This window comes from Fictibacillus arsenicus, assembly GCF_001999465.1.
In the GTDB taxonomy this organism is placed as follows: Bacteria; Bacillota; Bacilli; order Bacillales; family Fictibacillaceae; genus Fictibacillus; species Fictibacillus arsenicus.
On record NZ_MQMF01000008.1, the window covers coordinates 1 to 26160 of the forward strand.

Annotated in this window: 27 protein-coding genes; 4 read left to right on the plus strand and 23 right to left on the minus strand. The window is 38.8% G+C overall.

Annotation, left to right across the window (positions count from 1 at the left end; translation table 11 throughout):
- From UN64_RS18765 to UN64_RS18790, 6 genes are all read right to left on the minus strand, one after another.
- A partial coding sequence (locus UN64_RS18765) for an HD-GYP domain-containing protein (protein WP_425590132.1) occupies positions 1-567 on the minus strand: 567 nt, incomplete at its 3' end.
- Positions 568-689: 122 nt separating this feature from the next.
- A complete protein-coding gene (locus UN64_RS18770) occupies positions 690-1898 on the minus strand; it encodes a D-alanyl-D-alanine carboxypeptidase family protein (RefSeq protein WP_077365652.1) in 1209 nt (402 codons plus the stop codon).
- Between the two features lie 187 nt (positions 1899-2085).
- Positions 2086-3021, minus strand: coding sequence for a magnesium transporter CorA family protein (locus UN64_RS18775; RefSeq protein WP_171978972.1), 936 nt, complete (start codon positions 3019-3021; stop codon positions 2086-2088).
- A gap of 23 nt (positions 3022-3044) precedes the next feature.
- Complete coding sequence (locus UN64_RS18780) at positions 3045-3347, minus strand: hypothetical protein (protein WP_171978973.1); 303 nt, start codon at positions 3345-3347, stop codon at positions 3045-3047.
- Between the two features lie 42 nt (positions 3348-3389).
- Complete coding sequence (locus UN64_RS18785; protein ID WP_281249494.1) at positions 3390-3776, minus strand: NUDIX hydrolase; 387 nt, start codon at positions 3774-3776, stop codon at positions 3390-3392.
- A 102-nt stretch (positions 3777-3878) separates the two neighbouring features.
- Positions 3879-4781, minus strand: coding sequence for a hypothetical protein (locus tag UN64_RS18790; protein ID WP_077365660.1), 903 nt, complete (start codon positions 4779-4781; stop codon positions 3879-3881).
- Between the two features lie 224 nt (positions 4782-5005).
- Between UN64_RS18790 and UN64_RS18795 the strand changes: the two genes are divergently transcribed.
- Positions 5006-6262, plus strand: coding sequence for a tetratricopeptide repeat protein (locus UN64_RS18795; protein ID WP_077365662.1), 1257 nt, complete (start codon positions 5006-5008; stop codon positions 6260-6262).
- Positions 6263-6280: 18 nt separating this feature from the next.
- Positions 6281-6604, plus strand: coding sequence for a hypothetical protein (locus UN64_RS18800; RefSeq protein ID WP_077365664.1), 324 nt, complete (start codon positions 6281-6283; stop codon positions 6602-6604).
- Between the two features lie 36 nt (positions 6605-6640).
- Here UN64_RS18800 and UN64_RS18805 read toward each other — a convergent pair whose 3' ends face one another.
- From UN64_RS18805 to UN64_RS18820, 4 genes are read right to left on the minus strand one after another with little or no spacing between them, the layout of a single operon-like run.
- Positions 6641-6976, minus strand: coding sequence for a L,D-transpeptidase (locus UN64_RS18805; protein WP_077365666.1), 336 nt, complete (start codon positions 6974-6976; stop codon positions 6641-6643).
- A gap of 60 nt (positions 6977-7036) precedes the next feature.
- Positions 7037-7534: a DNA-3-methyladenine glycosylase I gene (locus UN64_RS18810; protein ID WP_077365668.1), complete on the minus strand. Its 498-nt coding sequence runs from the start codon at positions 7532-7534 to the stop codon at positions 7037-7039.
- A gap of 52 nt (positions 7535-7586) precedes the next feature.
- Entirely contained in the window at positions 7587-8147 is a 561-nt protein-coding gene (gene lepB, locus UN64_RS18815; RefSeq protein ID WP_077365670.1) for a signal peptidase I, read from the minus strand.
- 7 nt (positions 8148-8154) lie between these two features.
- Positions 8155-8556 (minus strand): VOC family protein, encoded by a 402-nt coding sequence (locus tag UN64_RS18820; RefSeq protein WP_139343207.1) that lies wholly within the window; start codon positions 8554-8556, stop codon positions 8155-8157.
- Positions 8557-8677: 121 nt separating this feature from the next.
- Here UN64_RS18820 and UN64_RS18825 point away from each other — a divergent pair, with 121 nt between their 5' ends.
- A complete protein-coding gene (locus UN64_RS18825; protein WP_077365674.1) occupies positions 8678-10519 on the plus strand; it encodes an LTA synthase family protein in 1842 nt (613 codons plus the stop codon).
- A gap of 511 nt (positions 10520-11030) precedes the next feature.
- Here the strand turns inward: UN64_RS18825 and UN64_RS18830 are convergent.
- The 13 genes from UN64_RS18830 to UN64_RS18890 form a co-directional block, all read right to left on the minus strand.
- Positions 11031-11537, minus strand: coding sequence for a DUF6886 family protein (locus tag UN64_RS18830; protein ID WP_077365676.1), 507 nt, complete (start codon positions 11535-11537; stop codon positions 11031-11033).
- Between the two features lie 133 nt (positions 11538-11670).
- Positions 11671-12018: a VOC family protein gene (locus UN64_RS18835; RefSeq protein ID WP_077365678.1), complete on the minus strand. Its 348-nt coding sequence runs from the start codon at positions 12016-12018 to the stop codon at positions 11671-11673.
- A gap of 13 nt (positions 12019-12031) precedes the next feature.
- On the minus strand, positions 12032-13057 hold the full coding sequence (locus tag UN64_RS18840; RefSeq protein WP_077365680.1) for an S-adenosylmethionine:tRNA ribosyltransferase-isomerase: 1026 nt from the start codon (positions 13055-13057) through the stop codon (positions 12032-12034).
- The gene (locus UN64_RS18845; protein WP_077365682.1) at positions 13057-13782 is read right to left on the minus strand and encodes an SDR family NAD(P)-dependent oxidoreductase; all 726 of its coding nucleotides are present in this window, start codon (positions 13780-13782) and stop codon (positions 13057-13059) included. The genes UN64_RS18840 and UN64_RS18845 overlap by 1 nt, the downstream gene beginning before the upstream one ends.
- A 167-nt stretch (positions 13783-13949) precedes the next feature.
- A complete protein-coding gene (gene uvsE, locus UN64_RS18850) occupies positions 13950-14915 on the minus strand; it encodes a UV DNA damage repair endonuclease UvsE (RefSeq protein ID WP_077365684.1) in 966 nt (321 codons plus the stop codon).
- 107 nt (positions 14916-15022) lie between these two features.
- Positions 15023-15316 (minus strand): hypothetical protein, encoded by a 294-nt coding sequence (locus UN64_RS18855; RefSeq protein ID WP_139343209.1) that lies wholly within the window; start codon positions 15314-15316, stop codon positions 15023-15025.
- 222 nt (positions 15317-15538) lie between these two features.
- Positions 15539-18568 (minus strand): efflux RND transporter permease subunit, encoded by a 3030-nt coding sequence (locus UN64_RS18860; RefSeq protein ID WP_077365686.1) that lies wholly within the window; start codon positions 18566-18568, stop codon positions 15539-15541.
- Between the two features lie 195 nt (positions 18569-18763).
- A complete protein-coding gene (locus UN64_RS18865) occupies positions 18764-19222 on the minus strand; it encodes a C40 family peptidase (RefSeq protein WP_077365688.1) in 459 nt (152 codons plus the stop codon).
- A 115-nt stretch (positions 19223-19337) separates the two neighbouring features.
- Positions 19338-20516: a hypothetical protein gene (locus tag UN64_RS18870; protein WP_077365690.1), complete on the minus strand. Its 1179-nt coding sequence runs from the start codon at positions 20514-20516 to the stop codon at positions 19338-19340.
- A complete protein-coding gene (gene sigX, locus UN64_RS18875; protein ID WP_077365692.1) occupies positions 20503-21048 on the minus strand; it encodes an RNA polymerase sigma factor SigX in 546 nt (181 codons plus the stop codon). Before sigX ends, UN64_RS18870 begins: the two co-directional genes overlap by 14 nt.
- Positions 21049-21529: 481 nt before the next feature.
- The gene (locus UN64_RS18880) at positions 21530-22138 is read right to left on the minus strand and encodes a TetR/AcrR family transcriptional regulator (protein WP_077365693.1); all 609 of its coding nucleotides are present in this window, start codon (positions 22136-22138) and stop codon (positions 21530-21532) included.
- A gap of 51 nt (positions 22139-22189) precedes the next feature.
- A complete protein-coding gene (locus UN64_RS18885; protein ID WP_077365696.1) occupies positions 22190-23107 on the minus strand; it encodes a GNAT family N-acetyltransferase in 918 nt (305 codons plus the stop codon).
- Positions 23108-23255: 148 nt separating this feature from the next.
- On the minus strand, positions 23256-23552 hold the full coding sequence (locus tag UN64_RS18890; protein ID WP_077365698.1) for a hypothetical protein: 297 nt from the start codon (positions 23550-23552) through the stop codon (positions 23256-23258).
- Between the two features lie 110 nt (positions 23553-23662).
- On the opposite strand from UN64_RS18890, the gene UN64_RS18895 reads away from it, so the two are divergent.
- Positions 23663-26053, plus strand: a complete 2391-nt coding sequence (locus tag UN64_RS18895) for a transglycosylase domain-containing protein (protein ID WP_077365700.1) — start codon at positions 23663-23665, stop codon at positions 26051-26053.
- Positions 26054-26160 lie beyond the last annotated feature (107 nt).

A 26160-nucleotide genomic window follows, 5' to 3' on the forward strand; every position in this document is an offset into this window, starting at 1 on the left:
GTGCCTTGCCAAAATCATAGAATAAAGTGCTACTCTCTTTGAATGACCTTGTGTATATACGTCTTTGGCTTCAACTGCCAGGGAAAAAGCTTTGACGCCTTGCTGGATGGATTCTTTTTCCCTCACTGTTTTGTAGACAATAGTTTGAACCATAAAAAGCAGCAAACAAAAGATCAAATAGATCGAAATAAATGCAAAATAATCAGCCGCAGTATCTTTTGATAAGAGAAGATAAGAAAGAAATCCTCCTGCGCTTGACAGATAATAAAGACGTCTTTCATTTAAAAGTAGAGCAGTAACTGGCAAAAAGAAATAAGCAGACTGTACGATTGGATAATCCACATATGTGTAAGAAACAGAGACAACATATATACTGCATAAAACAAAGACAGCTTTTGTCCAATCTTTATTTAAGTAATCTATAAGTAAAGCAGGCAAGAAGCCAATTAAAAACAGTAAAATAAACGTGTAAAAGAGCTCCATTGGCTGTATAAAATAATGGTGCAGTGCCTGAATTACAGCACTCCCTATTATAAATAACTGACCGAGTTTTATATTGCGAATCATTTAAAATCTCCGATTGTCGAATTTTGTAATTTAATGCAATTATATACCATTCATTCTTTTAATCCTAACAATTTTTTAGTTAGAGTAAAGACTGCAAAAGAAAAAACCGCCCAACGGACGGCTTATTTCACATAGCTTCTGGCTACATGTCTCATTTTTCTATGCTTTTGTCTTTGGCTTCGCATTCTTAGAATGACAAGGAAAGCTAATAATATAAGTAAGCCTCCATAAAGAAAAACACTAGCCTTTACTGCGGTTTGCATAAATGTTGAATCTGCAGCTTCTTCACCCGGCTCCTCTTTAGCTGTCCCGGCTTTTTTTACTTCTTCCTTTTCTTTAAATAGAGTGTGAGAAAGCAATACTTCACCATCTGCATTCTTTAATTGAAGTTCACCATCTGATGTTACGTCTTGAATCGGTTTTTCTCCTATAGGCATTGTTACTGAAATGTCTTCTTCTAAGGGATAAGTCTCTCCGTTATCTGTCTGAATTTCTGTTCCTGCCGTGAGGGTTTGTCTTTTAAAATTTGAGAAACCGTAATCTCCAATCGTCATCGTGTCCCAATATGCTGCTCGGCTTGAGGGCGCCTTTAACGTGACAATAATCACATCAAGATTATCGCGTGATACAGATGTCACAAGCGTATGTTTGGATTCACTGACGTAACCGTTTTTGACACCAGTGGTACCAGGATAATCCCACAAGAGCTGGTGATGATTCCGCAATGTCGTTTCCCATCCCTCACCAACCCAAGGAAGCTCTTTAGTTGAAACAATCTCACGAAACACTTCATTTTCCATCGCGTATTGTGTAATCTTCGCCATGTCTTCTGCTGTTGTGTAATGCTCTACATCAAAAAGACCATTAGGATTAACAAAATGCGTGTTGTCTGCTCCAACCTTCTTAGCAAATTCATTCATTTGATCTGCAAATGAGGCTACATCACCCGCCATATATTCTGCAATCGCGATCGCAGCGTCATTACCCGAGTTAATCATAAGACCTTGTACCAGTTTTTTCAGTGGTACTTGCTCACCTTCTAAAAGGTAAACACGTGTTCCGTCAGCTTTTGCCGCCTCACTGCTCACAATAACCGACTCTTCCAACTTGCCTGATTCTATAGCCAGAATACCAGTAACAATCTTCGTGATGCTAGCTGGATACATTTGGTCCGTACTATTTTTTTGATATAAAATATCTCCAGTTTTTGCATCAATCATTACGGCGCTTTCGCTTTTAATATCCGGTATGTTTTCTCCTGCTGCCTGCACAAAATGTGATTGCGCCAGAATCACAAGTGAAAAAACAAGAAAAAGGCTAAGTTTTTTCATACTATTCCGCTCCCGTTAGTCATTTAATCTTCATAACTCTTCGCTAGTTGTTTCTCTTCTATTATGGTTGAAATCAAAATGAAATTTAGAAATTATCGCCATAAAAAAACAGGCGATTTTATCAGTTGATACCTTTCGACAAAATCCGCCTGATTCCTTTTATATATCGTACATTTCAGTCTGTTTTTTAGTCAAAATGCTTCCTGTTTTTCTTTCCGCGGAGCAAGTCGCCTGTCCAGCCTTTCATTCTAAGCCATAAATATATACCAGCAGTTGAGACAGCCATTAAAATCATGGCGTATAAATAACCATATTTCCAATCGAGTTCCGGCATATTTTTAAAGTTCATTCCCCAAATGGCTCCAAGCGCCATGGCTGGCGTAACGATAACCGTAAATACCGTTAATGTTTTCATGATTTCATTTCCCCGATGAGAAGATAGAACCTCTTCCAGGTTAAGAAGAGTATCGATATCCTGACGGTAATGCGAGAGCAGTGTCAATGTACGTTCGATACGTGTCGTAATCTTTTTATAAGCGTTTGTTTCGGTGATGTCATCTAAGAACGCTTCTTTAATCGCCATAGCTGTTTCATGAACAGGCAGCGTTAAATCGCTCCAGTTAATCAGTTCGATACGGCTGTCATAGATGCTGTTGAGCAAAGTCGTATGATTATTCTTCTGTACATCCCGCTGCAGTTTCTTAAGCTGACTCTCAAACTGATCGATTCCATCTAAAAAATGATTTACTAATTCCCCCATAAGAATTAAAAAGCCTTCAACGGGAGTTTTTTCTTCTATAATAAGGTGATCACATGATTCCCTAAAGTCTCCGGTGATCTTTGATAGATCAAGACCGACTGTAATAAAGGATTTCGGCCGGATATAAAAATGGAAAACTTCAAACTCTTCCTGATCTTCAGGGTTTTGTTTGTACGTTAGAGAACCTCGAATAATCGGATCTCCGTCTTTGTCTCTTTCAATTCTTAAATAGTTCTGTTTATTTTCTTTAATATGAGTAAGCCACTTCTTACAGCCTTTATTATCCGCTATTAGTTCGCTTAGTTCCTCTTTATGGCATTCATGCTGGTGCCAAGTCCAGCCATATACACTTGTATGTTCCATTAATAACCCCATCCTTTTTGACTTTAAATGACGGTATATTCTTTTGCACCGTTTTGTCTCAACCAGTTCAGCGACTTCTGCATAATTTGTGGATGGGACTCTGTTCCTTCCTTATTTAAATGAAGCCAAATTGTTCCCGTTTTTTCGGTCGCTTTTACCTTTAATAAAGCGACGCCAATAACTTCTTCATCTTTTTTCATCATTAATACAGCTGTATCATCACGGTCCATGTATTGAGGCAATTTATTATGAAATTCCGGAGCTTCATCGCACCAATCTAACAAACGGTTCAGATCAGCTTCGTCCGCAAACTTAACATCCACCATTATTCCTCCTCAATAGATTCCCCTGTATTTTCGTGAACAAACCTAAATAATATCTGCAAAAGGAGCAAGATAGTTCATCAGCAATTCCCGGTCTTCTGGAAATGACATATTTAAAAGTTTCAGTTCCTCAAAGGATACCCATCTTATATCGTAGATTAAACCGTCAGGATCCTGAATGAATGGAGAACCACCGACGATTTCCGCTGAGAAGTATTGGACTTTAAACTGTATGCCAAACGATATACCCTCTTTTATATGAAGTTTTTCTTTTATTTTTACAACATACCCAGTCTCTTCCCATACTTCACGAATAGCGCAATCTTCAAGCGTTTCACCCATTTCTAAGCCGCCAGAAGGAGCACTCCATCGTTTCTCTTCTTCTGGGGTTCCCTGAAGAACCATTAAAAGTTTCCCTTCATGTAAACAAATACAACTCGCACCTTCCTAAATCATAAAATCTCCCCCTTTACAGGAAAATTTTCTTGAACGCACTAAAAAAGTCCTGCGCATTCACACAGGACTTTTCAACAATTATATGACTTTAGCTATTTCTTTTACCTTTTGAGTGTTGACGATTTTTCGGTTGCCATGATCCCAAGTGTAGATCGTCTTGCTGTTTTGTTCGAGTAAAGAAAGGGAGTCATTCGTGCATTCCACAATTTTCGAATGTGGAATCTCGTGTTCTTTTTGTCCACCCGTTTCGAGGTCGATATAAACGATTCTTTCGCTTTTTCCCGTTGAAAGATCCAATTCGTATACAAGCAGATGATTATCAACCTGATAAAGAGCACGAGGTGAGATTGATAATTTATATTCCGTTACTACTTTATCTTTTTCATTCAGTACCATGACTTTCTTCGGGTCACCGTTTAATACGGGAGCACCTGATACGTAAACATGATTTTCATAACACAGGATATCTGTCGGTGCCATGTTGCTTCCTAGATTCACACGCTTTTTCTTCCCGTTTCGAATTATATAAAGAACTGCTTGATCTTCTTCAACAATGTAGGAGGAAATATAGAGAACATCCTGATTCATTTCAACTTCCCAGAGATAGCCGTTCACTTTCCACTCTTTAATCAACTCAGGTTCAGTCTTAGAGAAAATAAGCACTGAGCCTTTTGAACCATCACCTTCACAAGCAACTGCTACACAAGAATCGAATTCATAAAAGTTTGGCTGTCCCTTGATGATCTGTGACTTTAAGCTGCCGTTCTTATGATCAAAGATAAATAACTTGTAATCTTTCGAGTTGTTATCGACCTTTTTGGAGAACCAGTAATTTTTCTGGTTGTCCATGAATACTTCGGAGTAGGCAAATTCGCTCTCCTCATTTCTTACTACACTTCCGGCCTGTTCAGGATCACATGAGACATACAGCGAGCTCGTGTTCTCTGCAGTTCGTGATGATAATTTATACATTTTGGCCATAGTACTCTCTCCCTTCAATTTTGGCGCCGGTTCCACGCATGACTTCGATTTATGTAAAACTCAATTATCGAAATTATCAATTTCTAGCAAAAACTTTGTATTTTCTGTTATATTTATCTTATCAAACAAACAGCTGATTCTGTATTGGGAAAAATGGTAGGAAAGATACTTGTTAATTGGGGGGTCAACATGACAATTTTCCCAAGTTCTGAAAGGGGGATTTTATGGTCGGTCAACGAATAAGATATTATAGAAAAACAAAAGGCCTAACCCAGGAAGAGCTGGCACAGGGAATTTGCTCTGTTTCTTACTTGAGTAAGATCGAGAAAGGGGACGCCAAATCAAGCGAAGAAGTCATTAACATGCTCTGTGAACGTCTAGGTATTTCGCCGGAGGGTGTTGATGAGAACGAATTACTTGAGATGTTAAATGATTGGAATTTAATGATGACTAATCGGCGGTTTGATGAGGCTGAGGAAAGGTTTCCAATTATTCAAGACAAGATGAAAGAAATAAGTGACCCAAGTCTCCGCCTAAGATTCGAATTGTTTCATTGCCGATTTCTTATGGTACTTGAACCACCTTTATTGGAAGAGACTAAATTGAAGTTAGAAAGTATTGAAGAACTTTTTGAACATCTTTCTAATGATTTGAAATTCTATTACTTTATGTTTTGGGGGATGTATTATAACTATAACATAAAATATAATGAAGCCCTTGACCATCTTCATAAAGCAGAAAAACAGTTTAACCAGACTTCAAATATACAAGATTCGGAAGCTGCAGTTATCTATTATCTTTTAGCTCTAACATATAACTTTCTAATGAGAATCACATCTGTAACGACTTATTCCTATAAAGCTCTTACTATTTTTGATAGAGAATACAATTATAGTAGGAGTGCAGATTGCCAGATTTTATTAGGTATTAGTTACCGCCGTGCTCAACATTATGAATTAGCAGAATCTCATTTAAAACAAGCATTAAAGTACTCGACTACGTTTAAAGATGATACGCTGAGTGGAATTATATACCATAACCTAGGGTATATCGCTTTTTGTCAAAAAAACCATTTAAAAGCAATAGATCGTTTAGAAAAAAGTTTAGAATTTAAAGAAAGTCAAAATCCACAAAACATAGCCAATACCATCTATTTACTGGCAACTGAAAATTATGAACTAGGAGAGTTTGAAAAAGCCAAAGAATTAATTCAAAAAGGTTTAAAATATATTGACGAAAAACACGAAATATACTATCACCTTAGAATAGTTCAATATAAAGTTAACAATGAGGTGACTAGTGATGAATTTATTCAATACTTACGTAAAAATGCTATTCCGTTCTTTAAACAAAAAGGAATCTGGGAGTATGTAGCTACTTACTCAGAATTATTAGCAGACATTTATTTTGATCAAAGTCACTATAAGAAAGCCAGTGAATATTATCGTGTTGCAAGTAACGCACGAAAAAACATTTATTAATAGGAGGATAGAATTATTATGAAAAAGTTATTCTGTATATTATTGTTAATTAGTATAGGTGTATTTTCTGCATTTAGCATTTCTACTAATTCAGCTGTTGATAATAGTCCTGGGATAAAAAAGGTAGCTGTTGATAACAGCCCGGGGATTAAAAGTTTAAATTCCACTGCTGTTGATAATAGTCCTGGAATTAAAAGTTTAGAACTTACTGCTGTTGATAATAGCCCCGGGATTAAAAGTTTAAAACTTACTGCTGTTGATAATAGCCCTGGAATTAAGAGTTTAAAACTCACTGCTGTTGATAACAGCCCTGGGATTAAGTCTTTAACAATCTATTCATAAAGATTTAAAACCCCAATCTATCAGATTGGGGTTTCCCTATGCACTTATAACCACCTTCGTCCCAATTGGCACTAACTTGGAAATCTCCATCACGTGGTTATTGTGCATTCGTATACAGCCTTTTGATACGTTTTTTCCTATCGATGCAGGGTTGTCTGTGCCATGTATTCCATAATGCGGTCGGGACAGTCCCATCCACATGACACCATAAGGTCCGCCGGGGTTCGGTGCTTTATTGATAATGGTATATGTCCCTGTGGGTGTTGGTGTAAGCATTTTCCCGACTCCAATCGGATAGCGTTTGATTACTTTGCCATCCTTCGCTAAGGCGAGTCTTTTCCTGGTTGTTGATACGTAGATCACATAAGGCATAGCGTGATACCTCCTGCTTTAGCTTATGCAGGAAATAACGGTTATGCCCCTCAACATCGACTAGCTCTTGAACATGAAGCAGTGTTCACTATGTGTGGCGGGTATTCTGCCTGTTGCTTCTAAAAAGCTTTCTGCCGTCGTTAAACCGAAATGCCTGAATGTTTTCTTTAATACTTTTTGTTTCTCAAGCTTGTCTTCTGGCAGCTGATTCAAAAAGAAGTCAAAGCTTCCATATTCACTTATAAGTTCTGCCACTCTTTTAGCGTTTTCGATCGTTGCCTCGATCTTCTTCCGATGCCTTACGATTCCTGCGTCTGCTACTAATCTTTCAACATCTTCTTCACTAAACTGCATTACTTTTTCTACGTCAAAATCAGCGAAGGCTTTTCTAAAATTTTCTCTTTTATGAAGAATGGTTCTCCAGCTTAATCCGGATTGGAACAGCTCAAGTGTTAAGCATTCAAACAGTTTGTTATTCCCTTCTGCCTTTTTGCCCCATTCTTCGTCATGATAGAGCTGCAGCATTTCACTTTCTTCACTCCATTTGCATCGTTTCATCTCTTATTCTCCTTTTTGTGTAAAAAGAAAAAAGCACAGCACTGCTGCACTTTTATTGGGTTGCTCTCATTTCATTAAATGGATAGATTACGACTTCTGAACGCCCTTCAATGGACTTTGTTTCAATCAAACCTAATCCATTTCTTGAATCCATACTGTTCAGTCTGTTGTCACCCATAACGAATACTTTGCCTTTTGGTACTTTCAGCGGTCCGAAATCTTCCGTTAAATACACACCTAGGCTCTTTGCTTCTGATTTATTTTCCTGCAAATACGATTCTTTCGCTTTTTTATTATTTACATAGAGGACGTCACTCTTCATTTGTATAAGGTCTCCTTCAACCCCTATGATTCGTTTTACGTACCGTTTATCATCACCTTTAATGATGACGATATCTCCTTTTTTCGGTTCAGAAAATGCATAAACAATTTTGTTCACATACAACTTTTCCTGATCATGAAGGGTAGGTGACATGGATGCACCTTCAACCATATAAGGGGCGAAGAAATAAGCCTTCGTTATGAAAACAAATACAAGTGCAAAACCGATTGCTTTAAGCCAGCTTACCCATTCACTCTTCTGCTGCTGGATCTCTTTTTCTTGTTCTATCATATCCTCATCACCTCGGCGCCACAATTTCAATTTTTATGCGGTCTGGATCTTCGAAAAACAAAGCGTAATGCCCCTCGCCTCCAGCAAAGGGATAATCTTTATCATATAAAAAAGGTACTTTATTTTCTTTCAATTGTACACGAAGGTGTTCCACATGCGCACGTGATTTAGCCCAGAAAGCTAAATGATTCAGGCCTGTGTGTTTGCGATGGAAAGAAAATTCATTGTACTTATCTTCTGTTTGTGTGAAAACAAGATACGCAGAACCATTTTTATAGCTTATTCCTTTGTCCCATTTTTGAAAACGTTCATAGCCCAGTTCAGCCATCAGCCAGCCATAAAATGACTTTGTCCGTGTAAGATCATGAACATTAATTTCTACGTGGTGAAATCCTTGAGGTGTGCTCATTCCATCCATATCTCCCTGTATAGTCATATAAAATAGCAAAAAGGTATTTATTACACTTTTAATCTTATACAAAATAGCCTACAATGGTAAAGATTTCCGTTTTTAAATCAGGAGGTTTTCCATGACCGCTAAAACCAAACACGCAGCAATCTTCCTGGCTATTTTTCTGCTTTGGATGAAAACCTATATTGTTTCTAAAGTTTCTTTTACGCTGCCTGCAGATCATTTCCTGCAAGAAATTTTATTATTTCTAAATCCGCTTAGTTTTCTCGTACTCTATTTTAGTTTCGCTTACTTTACTTCACCTTCTAAAAGAAGACGAGTCATCATTTGGATGTCTTTTATTTATAGTTTCATAATATACGCAAATGTTGTATATTATCGATTTTTCACAGATTTCCTGACGATACCTGTACTTTTTCAGACAAAAAACGTTGGAGATATCGGCAACAGTGTTTACGAACTCGTCTACTTAACTGATCTATTCTTTTTTGCTGATCTTATTGTTTTAGTATATCTATTAAAAAAGCCCCGTTGGCAGTCAGATCATTCGATTAAAACGAATGAGCGAAGAAAATTCTTTGCTTACGGGCTGGCTATTCTAGCTGTACATTTGATCTTAGCTGAGGTTAATCGTCCACAGCTGCTAACTCGTACCTTTGACAGAGAGATTCTAGTAAAAAGCTTGGGAACATTTAATTATCATCTATATGACATCATGCTCCAGTCAAAATCCTCCATGCAAAAAGCACTGGCAAGCAATATTGATGCAGAGGAAATTCTACATAAGCTCAATAAAGAAACGGAAATTAATCCTGAATTATACGGGTTAGCAAAAGGCAAGAATCTAATTGTGATTTCCCTTGAATCTACTCAAAACTTTGTCTTAAACTATGAAATTAACGGTGAGGAAGTAACACCTTTCTTAAACGAACTTGCAGAATCCAGCTATTATTTTTCTGATTTCTATCATCAAACCGGACAAGGCAAAACGTCTGATTCAGAATTTCTGCTCGACAACTCACTTTACCCATTGCCAAGAGGAGCCGTTTTTCAGACCCATCCATTGAATGAATACAACGCCATGCCTGAGATTTTAAAAGCAAACGGCTATTATTCGGCAGTCTTTCATGGCAACAATAAAAGTTTCTGGAACCGCGATGTTATGTATAAGACGATGGGCTATGATCAATTTTTCAGTGAAGAATATTATAAGATCACAGACGAAAATACGATTAACTACGGGTTAAAAGACATACCTTTCTTTCATCAATCCATACCTTACTTAAAGGGTCTCCCGCAGCCTTTTTACGCGAGAATGATTACGCTAACGAATCATCATCCTTATTTAATTAATGAAGAGGAGCAGTGGGTCGAACCATATCCGGTGGACGACGGAACAGTAAGCCGGTATTTTACCACTGTTCGTTATGCAGATGAGGCATTGAAGCAGTTTTTTAATGACCTTAAGACATCTAGCCTTTACGAAAATTCTGTAGTAGTGGTGTATGGAGATCATTACGGGATCTCGGAACGTCATCAAGAAGCAATGGCTGATGTTCTTGGAAAAGCATCTATTACAGCCTATAATCAGGTAGAGCTTCAGCAGGTTCCATTGTTCATCCATATTCCAGGTGAAAAAGGAAAAGTAATGGAGACTGTTGGCGGGCAGATTGATCTAAAACCTACTCTGCTTCACCTTCTTGGGATTGAAGCAAAGGATGATGTTCATTTTGGGACTGACCTTTTTTCAAAAGATCATGATGAGCTAACCGTCCTCCGCAATGGTTCTTTTGTTACGAAAGATTTTATCTACACGAGTGAAACATGCTACATAAAGCCATTTGGCGCACCGGTTGACCCGAAAAAATGTGAACCGTATATGGAAAAAGCAAAAGTAGAACTCGATCAGTCCGATCAGATTATTTATGGTGATCTCTTAAGGTTTTTAAATCAAAAGTAGCCTACCTCTCTAAAGAAATGCATGTAATGTGAATTCCTTCTGAATTTGGAAGGGATTTTTTCCATTTTGGTAGAAGAATGATTATTTTTTTAAAAAGTAAAGTTAAGGGTGCCAAAACTGTTCTTAATTGATACAGTACGAAAGGGTAAACCCAATCTACCAAAGAATTTGAATAATTTGAGCTATATTTTCACCCATTAAGGTGTTTTATTGAAAAAGATTAACTATATATTCACCAAAGTTAGCTACATATTGACGAATCTACAATATTCTACAACATTCACCTTCTCTTATCCCCTCGTACTCTATCATTTAGAGCAAAAAGCCTTTCAGCTCCGTTTTAGAGATGAATGGCTTTGAGAGTTTAATGTATTGCGCCATAACGATACGAGTTCATTCCAAAATTTTTTGAATACCGCCGAGCTGCCGGACGTTTGGGATCCTACTCATTGTAGCATGCAAATCCTTCTGCTAAGCTTGTGACTATTTCAGTTCTCACCGCGTTCAATGGCTATTTTATTGCATTTCTCATCCTAATCATCGAGTAATGCAAAGTGGTTTTTGGGAGCTGCTCGGCAAGCGGTGTAAGTGAAGGCATAATTCTAAGCTCCACACCCCTTTTAACCAACGCTTCTAACAATGATCCCACAGGTTTCATTTCGAGAGGCTTCTCTGTTTCATATGATATGAAGTAGCCTGCACCTTCATCTATCATTGTAAAATGTTCAGGAGCAAGTGAATATCGATAAAGTTTTGTACGTTGCAGACGTTCCAGCCAGCCGCTTTCGATGGCAACAATCTTGTCTGCTGAGGTTATATGTAAGAACTTTTCACGGTCATCATCATTTGTTTCAGGTGTAGCCCAAAAACCAATTCTCGGGCAATCTCGCGGTAAAAGATATAGAGGTGATCGATCATCATCAATCGCCCAAACCATAGGTGGACGGTCAGGGAAACTCAAATGTTTTCTTGGGTGAAAAATTTCGATATTATCTTCTTCTGAAAAGTGGTAGAACATAACGATGTCCTCCTTTGTTATTTAAACCCTTCTTTTATAATAATTCATAACAATAAGAGGTGGGAATATATTGAAGCAAAAAAGGGAATCCCACAACTTGTAGATTCACTTTTTGCTTAATATAGAATACAGATTAATCGTTCGATTGTATAAACTCAATCTCCTCACCATCTGGTCCTTCATAAAAAACGGTTTGCCATCCGTTTTCGAGCTTATTAGGTCCTTCAGATGGTGTTATTCCTGATTGTTGAAGCTCGTTTATTTTCGCTTTCACACTTTTCACAGCAAAAGCGATATGAGTTGTATTGGAATAAGGCAATGTGGCAGTGATTAATTCCAGCACAAAACCTTCGCCACTTAAAAACAAGAGCTCTATGCCATTCCAATTTAATGTCTCTTTTTCCTCAACAGCCAAGATTGTTTCATAGAATTGAAGCGATTGTTCTAGATCAGTGACGTAAATCCCTATGTGATGGAGCATGTTTGTATTTCTCCTATAAAATTAGATTCATATCGCCAAATTCGTGCCATAAATAACGCTGTTCGATCGCACCTTGATAGGCATCATATAACTTATCTTTATCCACGAATGCAGAAAGCAGCTGCAGATGACTGGCTTCTGGTTCATGCATACCTGTAATCAAACCATCACAAATTTGCAGTTTTGTATTTTCTGTAATGTACAAATTTGTCCAGCCAGTGTGAGCCTGCAGGTGATTTTTCTCGAGAGCCACGGTTTCTAAAGCTCTGACTACCGTTGTGCCTACTGCTACTACTCGCCCGCCAGCATCTTTCGTCTCACGAATCTGGTTTACTGTTTCTTCAGGAACCTCATAGTTTTCAAAATTTTTGTCTGGCCCCTTATGCCACTTATCATCAAGTAGGTAACTCAGTCCTGTGTGAAGAGTAATGTACGCTATCCGGACACCTTTCTTTTGCAGCCGGAAAAGAAGTTCCCAACTGAACGCACGGCCTGCTGATGGCATCTCAACTGACCCTGGAATGGTTGCAAATACAGTTTGATAATAATCAAGATTCCAAGGTTCTTGGATGTATTCGTACCTCACAGGCTCTCCAAGACTATAAATCTGGTTATATAGAGAGGAGCAGCACAAGTTAAACGCTAATGAAACAAAAGGTGTATCAGATGATTGTTCGACTACTGTTGCTGTGAGCGTTGGTGAAAATCGGATAATCTCCCCTTTCATGAGGGTTCCGCTGACCGGCAGTGCTTCCCATATGGATTCATTTTTTCTGTGAGCGAGTCTCACTTCTATTTCCGTTCCGTCTATCTCTCTTATACTTTTTAAAACTGCGGGCACTGTACGGCTCGCATTCAATACGAGAAGATCTCCTTTTTTCAAATAACGATCCAGCTGATAAAATTTCGTATGTTCTGTATGGCCAGTAGTTTTATTTAAAACCATCATCTTCACATAGTCTCTTCGAATCCCCCTGCGCTCAGGCGGTTCTTTAGCATTTAATTCTTGTGGAAGTTCAAACTTCATAGCGAATTCCATCAGTTTTCACTCCCCTCAAGCTGAAACTCTTGTGCTTCAAATCGTTTTCCAGTGATATGTTTTGAAGCATCTGATGCTAAGTAACCAAATACAGCGGTGATATCTTCAGGTTTTGCCAATTCATAATCACAATCTGGAACTGCTAGTTCGTGCATTTCCGTATCCATTTCTCCTGGATCCACCATGTTTACGCGAACGCCAGATCCGTTTACTTCATCAGCCCACGTTTCTGTAAGACCTTCGAGTGCAAATTTTGAAATACCGTAAGCTCCCCATCCTGCATAGCCTGTTGCTCCCGCTTCTGATGTGATGTTAATGATGCTTCCATGCTGTTTTTGCAGCATAATCGGGAGTACTCTTCTCGTCACGAGAAATGGTCCGATCGTATTGACACGCAATACTTCTTCAAAATCTTGTTCTGGATAATCCAGCAGATAAGGCATCGGGCTAGGTCCTAATATTGAAGCATTGTTGATGAGAACATCGATTTTCCCAAAATACTCTTCAGTCAATGCAACAAAACGTTCCACATCTTTTGATTTTGACATATCTGCACTTACTGCCAGAACGTCCGCTCCAAATTGTTCGGCTTCCTCTTTCACCTCTTGTATTGTCTGTTCATTACGTGCACATATTGCTAAGTTGTATCCTTCTTTAGCAAAAAATAGCGTAAGCGCTTTCCCTAATCCTTTTGATGCTCCTGTAATCATCGCAACTTTTTTCATGTTATAGCCTCCAATAGTTTATTTTGAGTTATTATATACTTTTTATACATTTATGTTTACTAAGTATTTAAATTATAATTCCCAATAATTTCTTTCGTCAATGACTTTGTATTATAAATCGTTCGACAAATTCTTTAGACAAAAAAAAACCTTGCCGCAGCAAGGTTTTACTTAAGCCGAAATGAAGCTCCATCAAGGATTTCCACATCGTTTCTTTCTTTGATATCTCTCATAAGCTGAAATAGAGCTAGATCTTTTTTCTTGGATTCAATCATGCAGTCAATCTGTTCTACACTGCCTTTTACTTCTTTTAAAAAATCAAAAAACATATTAACATCCACGTAATCTGCATGGTATCTAAACTGTTTATCACTTTTAGGGCTCGAAATGTGCATTTTTAAAGGAAGCGGTGATTGTTTCCATGATTCTACTACTCTTGGCCAATGCTGTGTCCAGTTTTCATCATGATGGTAGGCAAGATGATGATGATAATCAAAAACTAGCGGGATTTGAAGTTTTTCGCATAAGTAAAGGGCATCAGCCATGGTAAAAGACGTATCATCATTTTCGAGCATGATCATCTTTTGGATCTGGACAGGAACGTAAGCCCAATTTTGTACAAACCTCTCGAGTGCTACGTCTGTCTCTTTGTAGTTGCCTCCTACGTGCATCACACATCGTTGTGTTGGATCAATCCCCATATTCTTTAATAGCTTATAGTGAAGCTGAAGTGTTTTTAAAGAGTTCTTCAGTACTTCTTTTTTAGGAGAATTGATGAGAACAAAATGATCTGGATGAAAATCCAGTCTCATCTTATTTTTTAGAGCAAACTGTCCCATCTCATGAAGTGCATCAGCTAAAGGGCTGATATAATCCCAGTCTAGTAAATCACCATGATTGGCAAGCGGTATAATTCTTGAAGTCATCCGATAAAAAGCAATATCGTGTGCGGCTGCGTGTTTTAAGATTCTCAATGTATTTGTTACATTTGCGAGCGAAATCCGTTCTAGTTTTCTTAATCCTGCTTCTCTGTTCTGAAGCTGGCTGAATTGTTTATATGTCATTGTCTTTGAAGGAGAAGCATTCTTCAGTTCCATGCTCATCGCAACAAATCCAAGCCGGATAATCGTCATTGGTCACACCTCATTTCATCTTTAACAGTATGACCATATGAAGTTATCGTTTAACCAAATGCCGTATAAAAAAGCTTAGCCGATGTGCTGCTAAGCTTCTGAATAAACTAACTAAAGAGTTCCAGCCACTTTGGGTAGTCGAACTGGCCGTCTGATATAGCAAAAAATTTTCCGAGGATTCCTAACTGCGTTTTTCCATACTCTTCTGCAACTATGGGAGTATAAGTCGAGAATAGTAAGAAGTTTATATGTTCTAATTCGTAGTGTTTATTAAAGATTTCAGCTGTTTTTACATGCGGATGCACAAAAATAGCTTCATAATCTTCCTTTGAGGGGTTCGTTGTGGTTAGCGTAATTACTGCTAGAATTAATAAACCTATGAACATCCACTTTCTCTTCATCTCAGACGCCTCCAATTTTGCTCCTTCACCAACTATATTTTAGCAATTTTGATTTTAATCCACGAATTTCACCCTTGAATCCAAAAGTTTCGGATCTCAATCCACGAAAAACGGGCTCGAATCCAAAAGTTTTTAATCTTTATCCACGAGTTTATATTTCTAGATAATTTACGACATGCAAAAAGCCACCTTGGAACCTTTCCTGCCAAGGTGACTTTTTTATTAAGCTGCTGCTTTTGCCTGCTTTTTCTTTTTACGTTTAAACAAGTTGCCGATATTTGCAAGCATTTCATAGATTACCGGTACGACAACAAGTGTAAGCAATGTTGATACAGATAGACCGCCGATAACTACGATTGCCAAACTCTTTGAGACAAGACTGCCGCTTGCTCCGCCAAACATAAGCGGAATCATAGCACAGATCGTCGCTACAGCAGTCATCAAAATTGGACGAAGACGGGTAGAGCCCGCTTCCAGGATCGATTCTCTTACGCTCAACCCTTTTTCACGCTGCTGCTGAACGCGGTCGATGAATACAATAGCATTTGTTACAACAATACCGATCAGCATGAGTGCACCGATTAATGATGAGATATCGACTGGGATTCGTGTAATAACAAGTGCCAGGATTGCTCCTACCGCTGCGAGCGGCAATGAGAACAGGATCGCAAATGGTGCGCGTGCCTGACCGAATGTAATTACCATGATTAAGTATACGATTAGAATAGCCGCTCCCATCGTCATGAAGAGATCCATGAACTGTTCGTTCATTTCTTCTCCAACTCCGCCTAAAGCTACCGATACGCCAGCAGGTTTCTCAATGTTTTTAAGGATGTTCGCAATATCAGCGTTAACTTTTTTGATGTTTTTATCTATGATGATACCCGTAACCTGGAGATACTCTTTCCCGTCTTTACGGAATACTTGAGCTTTTGCAGGCTGAAGCGATAGTTCAGCTACATCCTTTAAAGCAACTGGACCTTTTACAGGAGAAAGAATCGTCGTATTCAATAAATCGTCACGATCCTTTACATCACTTAAATCATAGTTCATCATGACCGGCAGTTTAATGCCTTCCAACGTAATTTGGCCAACTGGGCTGCTTGCTGTTAATCCTCTTACTTGCTGAGCAATTTCAGCTGGTGTTAATCCAGCTTCTTGTGCTTTTGATTGATCAACATTTAATACCCACTCATTTTTTAAATCTTCATTGTTGGATTGAACGTTTTCAAGCCCTTTAACATCTTGCAGTTCTGCTGTCAGCTTCTCAGCCATCGGAGCCAGATCAGCTTGCTTTTCAGCCGTTATATTTAAACTGATGGCATCAGAGCTTCCACCCATCATGCTTGCCATTGAGGCCGAAATTGTTGCAGGTGCGTATTCTTTTTCAAGTGCTTTCATTTCTTCAACAAACTTTTCTGTATCCGCACCTTTTTCCATCTTAGCTACTAACCTTGCTGTGTTGTTTCCTTGAGCCATTCCCCATTGAGCCATCTCACTCGATACGCCAACTTGAGAGTAGCTTGAAACCACACCGTCGTAATTATTGATCACTTCTTCAAGCTTATATGTTCCTTCTTTTACAGCATCAAGAGATGTATCCTTCGGGTATTCGATACTTACATTTACCATGCTTTCATCTGCTGATGCCATAGACCCTGCTGGCATGACAACATAAAGAGCGATCGAACCAGCAAATAACAAGAAGCAAAGCCCGCTCACGATCCATTTATGGTTCAGTGACCAATTTAGGATGTTTAAATATCGTCTTGGCGGTTTTGGTGTATGTTCTTTTACATTCTTCAGCATTTTATAGCTCATTAATGGTACTACTGTAAGTGCTACAAGCAATGATGCCAATAGAGAATAAACCATCGTTAATGCAAAAGGCATAAAGAATACACCTAGTGCACCTTCAACTAAACCAACCGGCAGGAATACTGCGATCGTTGTAATCGTAGAAGACGTGATTGCTTTTGCTACTTCTCCTACAGAATCAACAATCAATTCCTTAGAGCGTTCTCCTGTCTGCAAACGGCGGAAAATATTCTCGATTACTACGATACTATCATCTACTAAACGTCCAACTGCTACAGCCAGGCCGCCCAGTGTTAAAACATTGAGTGTTATGCCTGATTGATGCAATAAGAACAGTGTTAAGAAAATGGATAACGGAATACTGATTACTGCTATTACCGTTGACTTAAAGTGGCGCAAGAATAGAAGGATAACGATAGATGCAAACAACGCTCCAAGCGCAACTTCTTTTGCCATGCTCATTACAGAATCATAAACGGAATCAGATGTTGCATAGAACACTGAAAGTTTAAATGTGTCCCTATATTGCTTATTGATTTCTTTCATTTTCTCGCGCACATCGTCACCAATCTGGACGGCGTTTGCACTAGCTTCTTTCGTTACCGATAAGTACATCGCGTCTTTTCCATCAACATGTGTAAACGATTCAAGACGCTGTTCATCTTTTAGTTCAGCCACATCTTTTAATAAAACACCAGGTGCAACCGCAATGTTTTTCCACGCATTCAAGTCTTTCATTTCACCTAATACCCGAAGCGTGTTTGTTTTTTCATCAAGCGTTACGTTTCCTGCAGGAAGTGAAACATCTTTCCCTTGCAGAGCTCCCATGATTTGAGGCGCTGCTACCTTCTTTTCCAAAAGCTTATCTTGATCTAGGGTTAACGTAATTTCTCGTGTTGCTTTTCCGAATAAGGCAACATCAGCTATCCCTTCTACACCCTCTAACTGGGGAATCACTTCTTCCTCGATCAGTTGATAATCTTCCGTAGTAAATGCACCGTCTTTATTAATCGTCAGATCCATAATAGGAATCATGGAAGTGTTTAATTGAACGACGTACGGTTTGTTGATTCCTTCAGGCAGCGGGAAGTTGTTCGTCTTTCTTTCAACCTCTGCTGTTACTTCCTTCATGTCTGATTTCATATCAAATGTTAAATCAATTCGGGAAATCCCCTGACCAGAAACAGATGTTACGGACTCCACACCTTTTACATTGCGAAGCTCTTGTTCCATCGGCTCCGTAATGGAATCTGTCATTGTTTCCGAATCCATGCCATCTGCAAGTGTCGTTACAGTAACCATCGGATTATCAATACTCGGTAAAAATTCCATCGGCAAGCGCTGTCCTGCATAAACCCCTAAAGCAGAAATCAGCAAACACATAATTACGATGGCTGAGCGGTTTTTCAATGAAAACCAAGTCAATTTCAACATATTTCCTTCCTCCATCCCCTGACGCCTCTACTAGTACAAAAGCCTCAAATTAATCACAATACTTGGATATTGTAGTACGATTAATCAGGAAAAACAAGTAACATTTATAAAAATTTTCCAAATTTACATAAATAGAATTTTTTCAGCAAAAAGCTGCTCTCTTTTACAAGAGAACAGCCTTTTAAATCTATGAAATTACGGTAAATATCGACGAGCTCCAGCATAACTGTCTTTCCAGTATTTTGTGTTTAATGATTGGATGCGCACCCCTTTGGAAGTTGCCGCAATAAATTCCTTGTTTCCAAGATAGATTCCTACAAAAGAGATACTTTTACCGTTTGTTTTAAAGAAAACGAGATCACCCATTTTTTCCTTTCCTTTTACAACAGCTGCTCCGCCTTTATATTGAGCGGCTGAAGTTCTTGGAATGTCTTTATTCACTACAGTTGTTTTAAAAATGTATTTCGTAAAACCTGATGCATCAAAACCTTTTGGCGTTGTGCCTCCCCACTTAAATGGAGTTCCCTTATAGAGTTTAGCGGTTTCAGTTACTTCCTGATCATAGGATGGAGAAGCTTTTGCTGCGGTTACACCACCTAAAATTAATAGTGCAGCGAGCCCTAATGAAACAAATGCCAGCAGTATACGTTTCATATAAAACATCCTCTCTTAAATTAAGCTCTTACAATCTATTAGTCGATGGGCCGTACCGTTAAGTTACTTTTTTTTCATAAGAAAAAGACTGCAAATTGCAGCCTTTTTCGACATTCTATTGATAGTGATATACATTTTGTCCTGTAATGCCTTCGATAGGTTCATTTAGCTGATAAGGTCCAATAGAATCCAGATTAGCATTCTTAAACATTATAGATTCGTACCCATAGCTTTCGGCCGTAAGAAGTATTGCATCAATCATCATGAGGTCTTCTGTATCGTCATGAGATAGTTCGATAGAGTCAGGAAATGTGATCTCAACGGAATCATCTGTAATTTCCCTAACTCCAAATTCTAAATCTTTTGGCAGCAGCGGTTTTAATCCGTACCCTTGTTCTTCATCCATAACCTCAAGTGCACCTTTTAATTCTCCAGGCAGTTCATCGTCTTCCAATCCTGCTGAAAATAGACTGACGATAAAAGCGTCTGTAGTTGGTGCATCATAACGGAAATGAGGTGCCCCCGGAACTTCAAGATCTAAATAATTTAATGGACCCGTTCTAGGAAACTCATATCCCTCTTTACCATCTGTCCGGAATACCACTTTATACTTTTGGTTCTCGTTCGCAAAAGTCAGTGCCATCAAAGGCTTTAATAAAGATTCCTCTGCTTCATAAATGGAACCTGCCGGCCAGTCAATAAAGACGGTTTCTTCTTCCTCAGTAATCTTTGCACGCTGAAGCGGACTTCCAGAAAGACCAGCCTTTGCTGGATCAAACTTTTTCACATGCTCGTTCACCTTATCTAAATAATGATTCGGCTCTGTTACAAAACTAACAGGTATGACTAGCTGTGCCTGTTCATCCAGATATCCTACCGTTACCCAATCTTGATCAACCCCGACGCCATCAAGGCTGCTTTCTTGAATCGGTCCATGATATGCAACAGGTACAGCTTTGTTTTCAGATTTTAGACTTACCTCTTCATCTGTGGCAGTTGAAGCCGCATCCATACCTTTGGATCCTTTGTCAGCTTCTATCGCTATTTTGCTCTGCTCCATTTTTCCACCATTTTTCATAAGATCAGGAACAAAAACACCAAAAATAACAAGTGCACAAGCTGTCGCAAGGGCTGGAAGACTCCACGTCGGAAGCCGTTTCCCTTTATTGTCTTTATAATGAACCTTCGCCTGTACCTTTAAATAAAGCTCTTGTTTGGATCGGCGGTCTTTTATAGGGGGCAGACTTTTAAGATGCTGTTCAATTTTTTCATCGTTCCACTTAATTGGTTCCATCTTTCAATTCCTCCTCCAGGCCCGGTTGCTGATCCAGCCATTTGCGCAATTCTTTTATAGCCCGGTGCTGGGTGGTTTTCACTTTGCTTTCTGTCCAACTTAAAATTTGCGCAGTTTCCGAGATAGATAGTGACTGAATGTACCGAAGTACGAGTACCTGCTGCTGATCTAAAGAACAGCGTTTAAGCATTTTATATAAATCTTTAAAAGACTCTTTCTTTGCTACTAACTCTTCTGGAAGGGGGTCCTGATCTCTTAGAACACTTTCACTTTCTTTAATGTCAAAGATCAAAAAGCGTTTATTGCGCCGTGATTGTTTTCTTAGCCAGTCAATGGCCACATGCCTGGCGATCGAATACAACCATGTTTTTTCTGAACTTTTTCCTTCAAAACTTTCATACGCGTTTAATACCCGGATATAAACTTCTTGGACGAGATCCTCCGCCGATTCACGGTTTCGGACCATATAAAAAAGAAATTGATACAACGCGTGGTGATATTCATCGTATAACCGGTCGAACGTTTCCTTCACCTCGAATGGCCCCCTGTCTATCTATTTATGTAGTCGTATTTACTCATAAAAAGTTACATTACAAACATGTTACTCTACTAGTCTACTCTTATTTTAAGTGTCACGAAAGGACCAATTTGTCGATAATTACCAACAAAAGCTTTACTCCTTAGACAAATAAAGTCGTTAAATAGAAAAAGGTGTTTCGTAAACTTTGTTGCTTTTGGAAGTGGTTTACTTCCGTTCCAGGATGCTCGCTTTCCGCGGGGCGGGCGGTGAGCTATGTGTCATTAGGAGTCTTTACCTGTCCGCTTCAGGGAAGTATTCTTGCTCCTGCGTCTACATGTAATTGCTACCGATGTGAGCTTTCTCGTCGCATGCCTAGCGAGAAGCTTCTCAGGTGGTAGGGACGCACCTTGCGCTCCAATCAACTTTTCAATGAAGTCTATACATTAAAGAAAAAGGGAAAGAGACATAGAAAAAGACGCCGGGCTCGGCGTCTTTATTGCTGTACATAGTTCAAAAACATTTCTTCAATTGTATCCCAGGCAATTCGGTATTGTTCTTCTTCCCCTAAAAAAGAATAATGCAGTACATTGCCATCGCGAATTGCCCAGAAGATTCTTGAAATATTCTGCGGATCAATTTCCTTCTTGATTTCTCCGGACTGCTGGCCTTCTACTATAATATTTACAATGTAGTCGATAAAGCGGTTGTATCTCTCTGCAAGAATTTTTCTTAAATCTTCTTGCCTCGAGCCAAAAAGCCAAAATTCAATATAAACACGCATTGTCTGCTGATCATCTTCTTTTAATTCTTGCTTTTTAAATCGCTTAAAGAGGTTTGCAAGTTTTTCTTTCGCACTGCTAAGGTGTGCGTTCACTTCATCCATTTCTTCAAAAAACGTGTTAGTGCGTTTTTTAAGAAGCTGTAAATAGATCTCTTCTTTGCTTTCGAAATAATTATAGATAGCACCTTTGCTAATGTTTGAATCTTTTACGATATCATCAATAATTGTCGCTTGATATCCCTTTTCACCGAAACATTTTAAGGCGCTCTCAAGTATGTGGTTTCGTTTCTCTTCTTTATACTGAGCTGAAACTTTAGGCATGATGCTTCCTCCATTTATGACACGTCTTCCAATTCAAGTATAACAGAGTTTTCAGTCTATTTCGGAAAAAGTTTTTGCTGCTTGTGTTTCCAACTCTTTTTTAATCGGGCGCTCCATATGGACTTGTTCCACGAACTTAGTAAAACCCACCTCATTCAATAAGCGGTTTAATGAATCATTCTTTTTAGGAACATTCATCGTTAATCTTCTTACAGCCCCTTTTTCGGGAGCAAAAGCTAAATTAATCAAATTCGCTGTTGCTTCTTCCTCTAGTTTATATTCAGGATCTATTGCACACTGGTATAAAACAATCCCCGCCAATTCTCCAGTTTCTTTATAGCCCTTTTTATATACGGCATATCCAACGGGCTTTTCTCCATCCATCGCAACTGCACATGAAAAATCTTTTAAACTTGGAAATTGAGTTTGCCATGCAGTGAGAGGCTCAAAGAATGATAATGCTTTGATCTCCTGCATATCTGCCGCTTTCACAGTGACATTTTGACCTAGATCTTTAAATACAGAAATCTGACCTTCATGCTGCATTAATGCAAGTTCTTCAAACGTTTGATAGCCCATTTTTTCATATAACTTTATTGCTGTTTCATTCTCTTTAATTGCTTCTAATCGTGCAATATCTACATTCTGCTCTTCGTAGATTTCAAGGCAGACGGAGATTAATTTCTTTCCGATTCCCATTCCTCTAAAATCAGGTGCGATCGCTGTGCCGCCGTTCCATACATACTGTTTACCGTTAATCGTTCTAAAACTATTAAGTACAAATCCTGCGAGCTTCCCTTCGTAAACAGCTGCAACTGAATTTTCTAAAGAGATGCCCTCTCCTGTTACTTTTTGCAAGAAACGGTTGAGATCCATTGTCATATCAGAGAAGTAGTGTTTCCAAGATTCATTCCATAAAGATATAGCTTCGTTAAAAGATAACTCACTAAAACGTTTAATGACTAGCACATAATTCACTCCCTGAATTTGATTTTAAAACGACTGGTCGTTTTATTTAATTTTATTTTATTAAAAGCAACAATGGTTGACTATTAAAATCGTTCGACAAAAATTTAATTACAGGTAACCACAAAAAAACCTAAGCAGCCGGCTTAGGTCATTTTCCTTCTAATAAGATTTTAAAGTGCTCATAATATTCTTCGAGCTTTCGATTCTCTTGCTGGATAAATTCTTCTCTTTGTTTATCAGAATTAAGTTGCAATGCTTTTTCTCCGAATTCACAAAGATCATCCAGTACACCGGATGTTTTTTCTCCAACTTCTACATCTTCCTTTAATAGCTGGCATATTTCAGTTAAACGGTTTAATTCATTTTCACTTGCGCTCTCTTTTTGAATGATTTGTCCGAGCATAGAATAGATAATTTCAGCGCGTTCTTTTGTCTGCGGTTTCATGGAATCACTCCTCTTTCTATTATTTTTCCCCATCTTTCGTTACATAAACTGTTTTATTTAGGAAGAGAATGGGTAAATCAAGGATAGTATCCAAAGAAAGGAAGAGTGCTGTGGCTAAAAGAACAGAGCTCCGTCAGCAAAAGAAAAAGTCACGCTGGATCCGGCGAACCGCAATTATTACTCTCATATTTTTCTTATCCAGCGTAACATTCGGAGGTGCAATGATATATGCCTATGTAAATGAAACTCCGAAATTAACGGAAGAAGCCTTAAACGACCCGCAATCTTCTATGATCTATGATATGAACGATGAGTTTGTTACTTATGTTACAAGCAATGAACGGAGAGAATACGCTAAAATTAATGACATTCCTGAACTTGTGCAGCAAGCGTTTATCTCAACAGAAGATACTCGCTTCAGAGAACACATGGGTGTTGATGTTAAACGAATATTTGGTGCAGCATTGGCAAACGTACAGGATGGTTTTGGTGCTGAGGGTGCGAGTACCATTACCCAGCAAGTCGTGAAGAATAGTGTACTATCACCTGATAAAACGATTAAGCGTAAAGTACAAGAAGCATACCTTGCTATTCAGCTAGAACAAAAGTACTCAAAAGACGAAATCTTAGAGATGTACTTAAACAAAATTTATTTTGGGAGCGGAGCTTATGGTGTTGCAACTGCTTCTAAGACGTACTTCAACAAACCACTGCAAGATTTAACTCCCGCTGAAGCTGCATTATTAGCAGGACTTCCGCAGAGGCCGAGCGGATATGACCCATTACTGCATCCGGAAGCTGCTGAAGAGAGACGGAATACAGTTTTAGAGCTAATGTACAAAAATGGTGCTATTACAAAAGCACAGAAAGAAAAAGCAGTAAAAACGCCAGTTGCAGAATCGCTAGTTAAAGAAAAGGCTAAACGATTAAAATATGAATCTTTTATTCAGCAAGTAATCAAAGAATTAAAAGAGAAAGGCATCTCAGAGCGTGCTATCTACGAAGGCGGTTTAAAGATCTACACGACACTAGATCCTAAAGCACAAGCACATACTGAAAAAGTTCTGTCTACAGACGAGTATGTAAAGTATCCTAGTGAAAAGTTTAAAGCGGGTGTAGCGCTGCTTGATACAAAGACTGGAGTCATTCGTGCTCTAGGCGGAAACAGAACGAGCGGTGATGAAGATATTGCAAAAGGATTTAACTATGCTACTGATACACAAAGGCAGCCAGGTTCAACGATTAAACCAATTCTTGATTACGGACCTGCTATCGAAAAGCTAAAATGGTCAACATATAAGCAAATAAAAGATGAGGAATTGAAAATCGGCGATTGGGAAGCAGGTAACTGGGATGATGAATTCCATGGAGATGTTTCTATGCGAGAAGCACTCGTTATGTCTTACAATATTCCTGCGATAAAAACATTTATGGAAGTTGGATCAGAAGATGCCGTTAAGTTTGCAAATAACCTCGGAATCCCGATAAAGACTGCTCATCCCGCTTATGCAATCGGCGGATTCAAGCATGGCCCTTCACCACTTGAACTTGCAGGAGCTTACACAGCCTTTGGAAATAAAGGTGTGTATCATAAACCAACAACTCTGCGTAAAGTGAAGTTTTCTGATGGCTATGAGAAGAAGTTTGAATCAAAACCGGTAGCAGCGATGCATGACTACACCGCATATATGGTGACAGATATGCTGAAAGACGTTGTGAAACGAGGTACGGGAACTTTAGCTGCGATTCCTGGATTAGAAGTAGCCGGCAAGACCGGTACAACAAATATGCCTGAAGGATTAGATATTGAAAAAGGTTCCAGCGATTCATGGTTCGCAGGATATACAACCAATTACACAGCAGCTGTATGGACGGGATATGACAAAACGAACGCTGAACAATATTTAACACCTGAGGACCAAAAAATTGCTAAATATATCTTCAAATCCATCGTTTCAGAGGTTTCTAAAGATAAGAAGACGGCTGGTTTTGAAAAGCCGAAATCTGTAGAGGAAATCTATATTAATAAAAATACTGGCTATATCACAAAAGACAAGAATGGTTCCAACATAGTTAGAGAGCTCATTGTAAAAGGAACTTCTGTAAAAGAGCTTTTAGCACCAATAAAAGAAAAGAAAGCTCCAAAGAAGAAAGAATTGAAAGAGAATGAAGATAAAGAGAAAGAGAAAGAAAAGAAAAAAGAAGAAGAGTCTAAACAAAAAGAAGAAGAAAAAAGAAAAGAAGACGATGATGAGAATTCAGATCCTCCTCCTCCAACTGAACCAAAGGGAGATGATGAGGCTGATCCTCCACCACCACAGGACGAGGAACCGGACGATCCTGGAACGGACCCTGAACCAGAGGATCCTCCAACAGAACCTGAAGATCCAGAAGGTCCTGAGCCGGAACCAGACACACCTCCAACTGACCCGCCAGCAGAAGATGATGAAACTGCAGAAACTAACGCAACAACAACAGACACTCAAACAGAAACGAATTAAGCTTACCGTCCGACCCACGGAAAGCGAGCATCCTGTAGCGGAAATCAACATCTTCTCATTGCAACATTGCATATGAAAATAGGCATTATTAGAAAGTAACCCTAAAT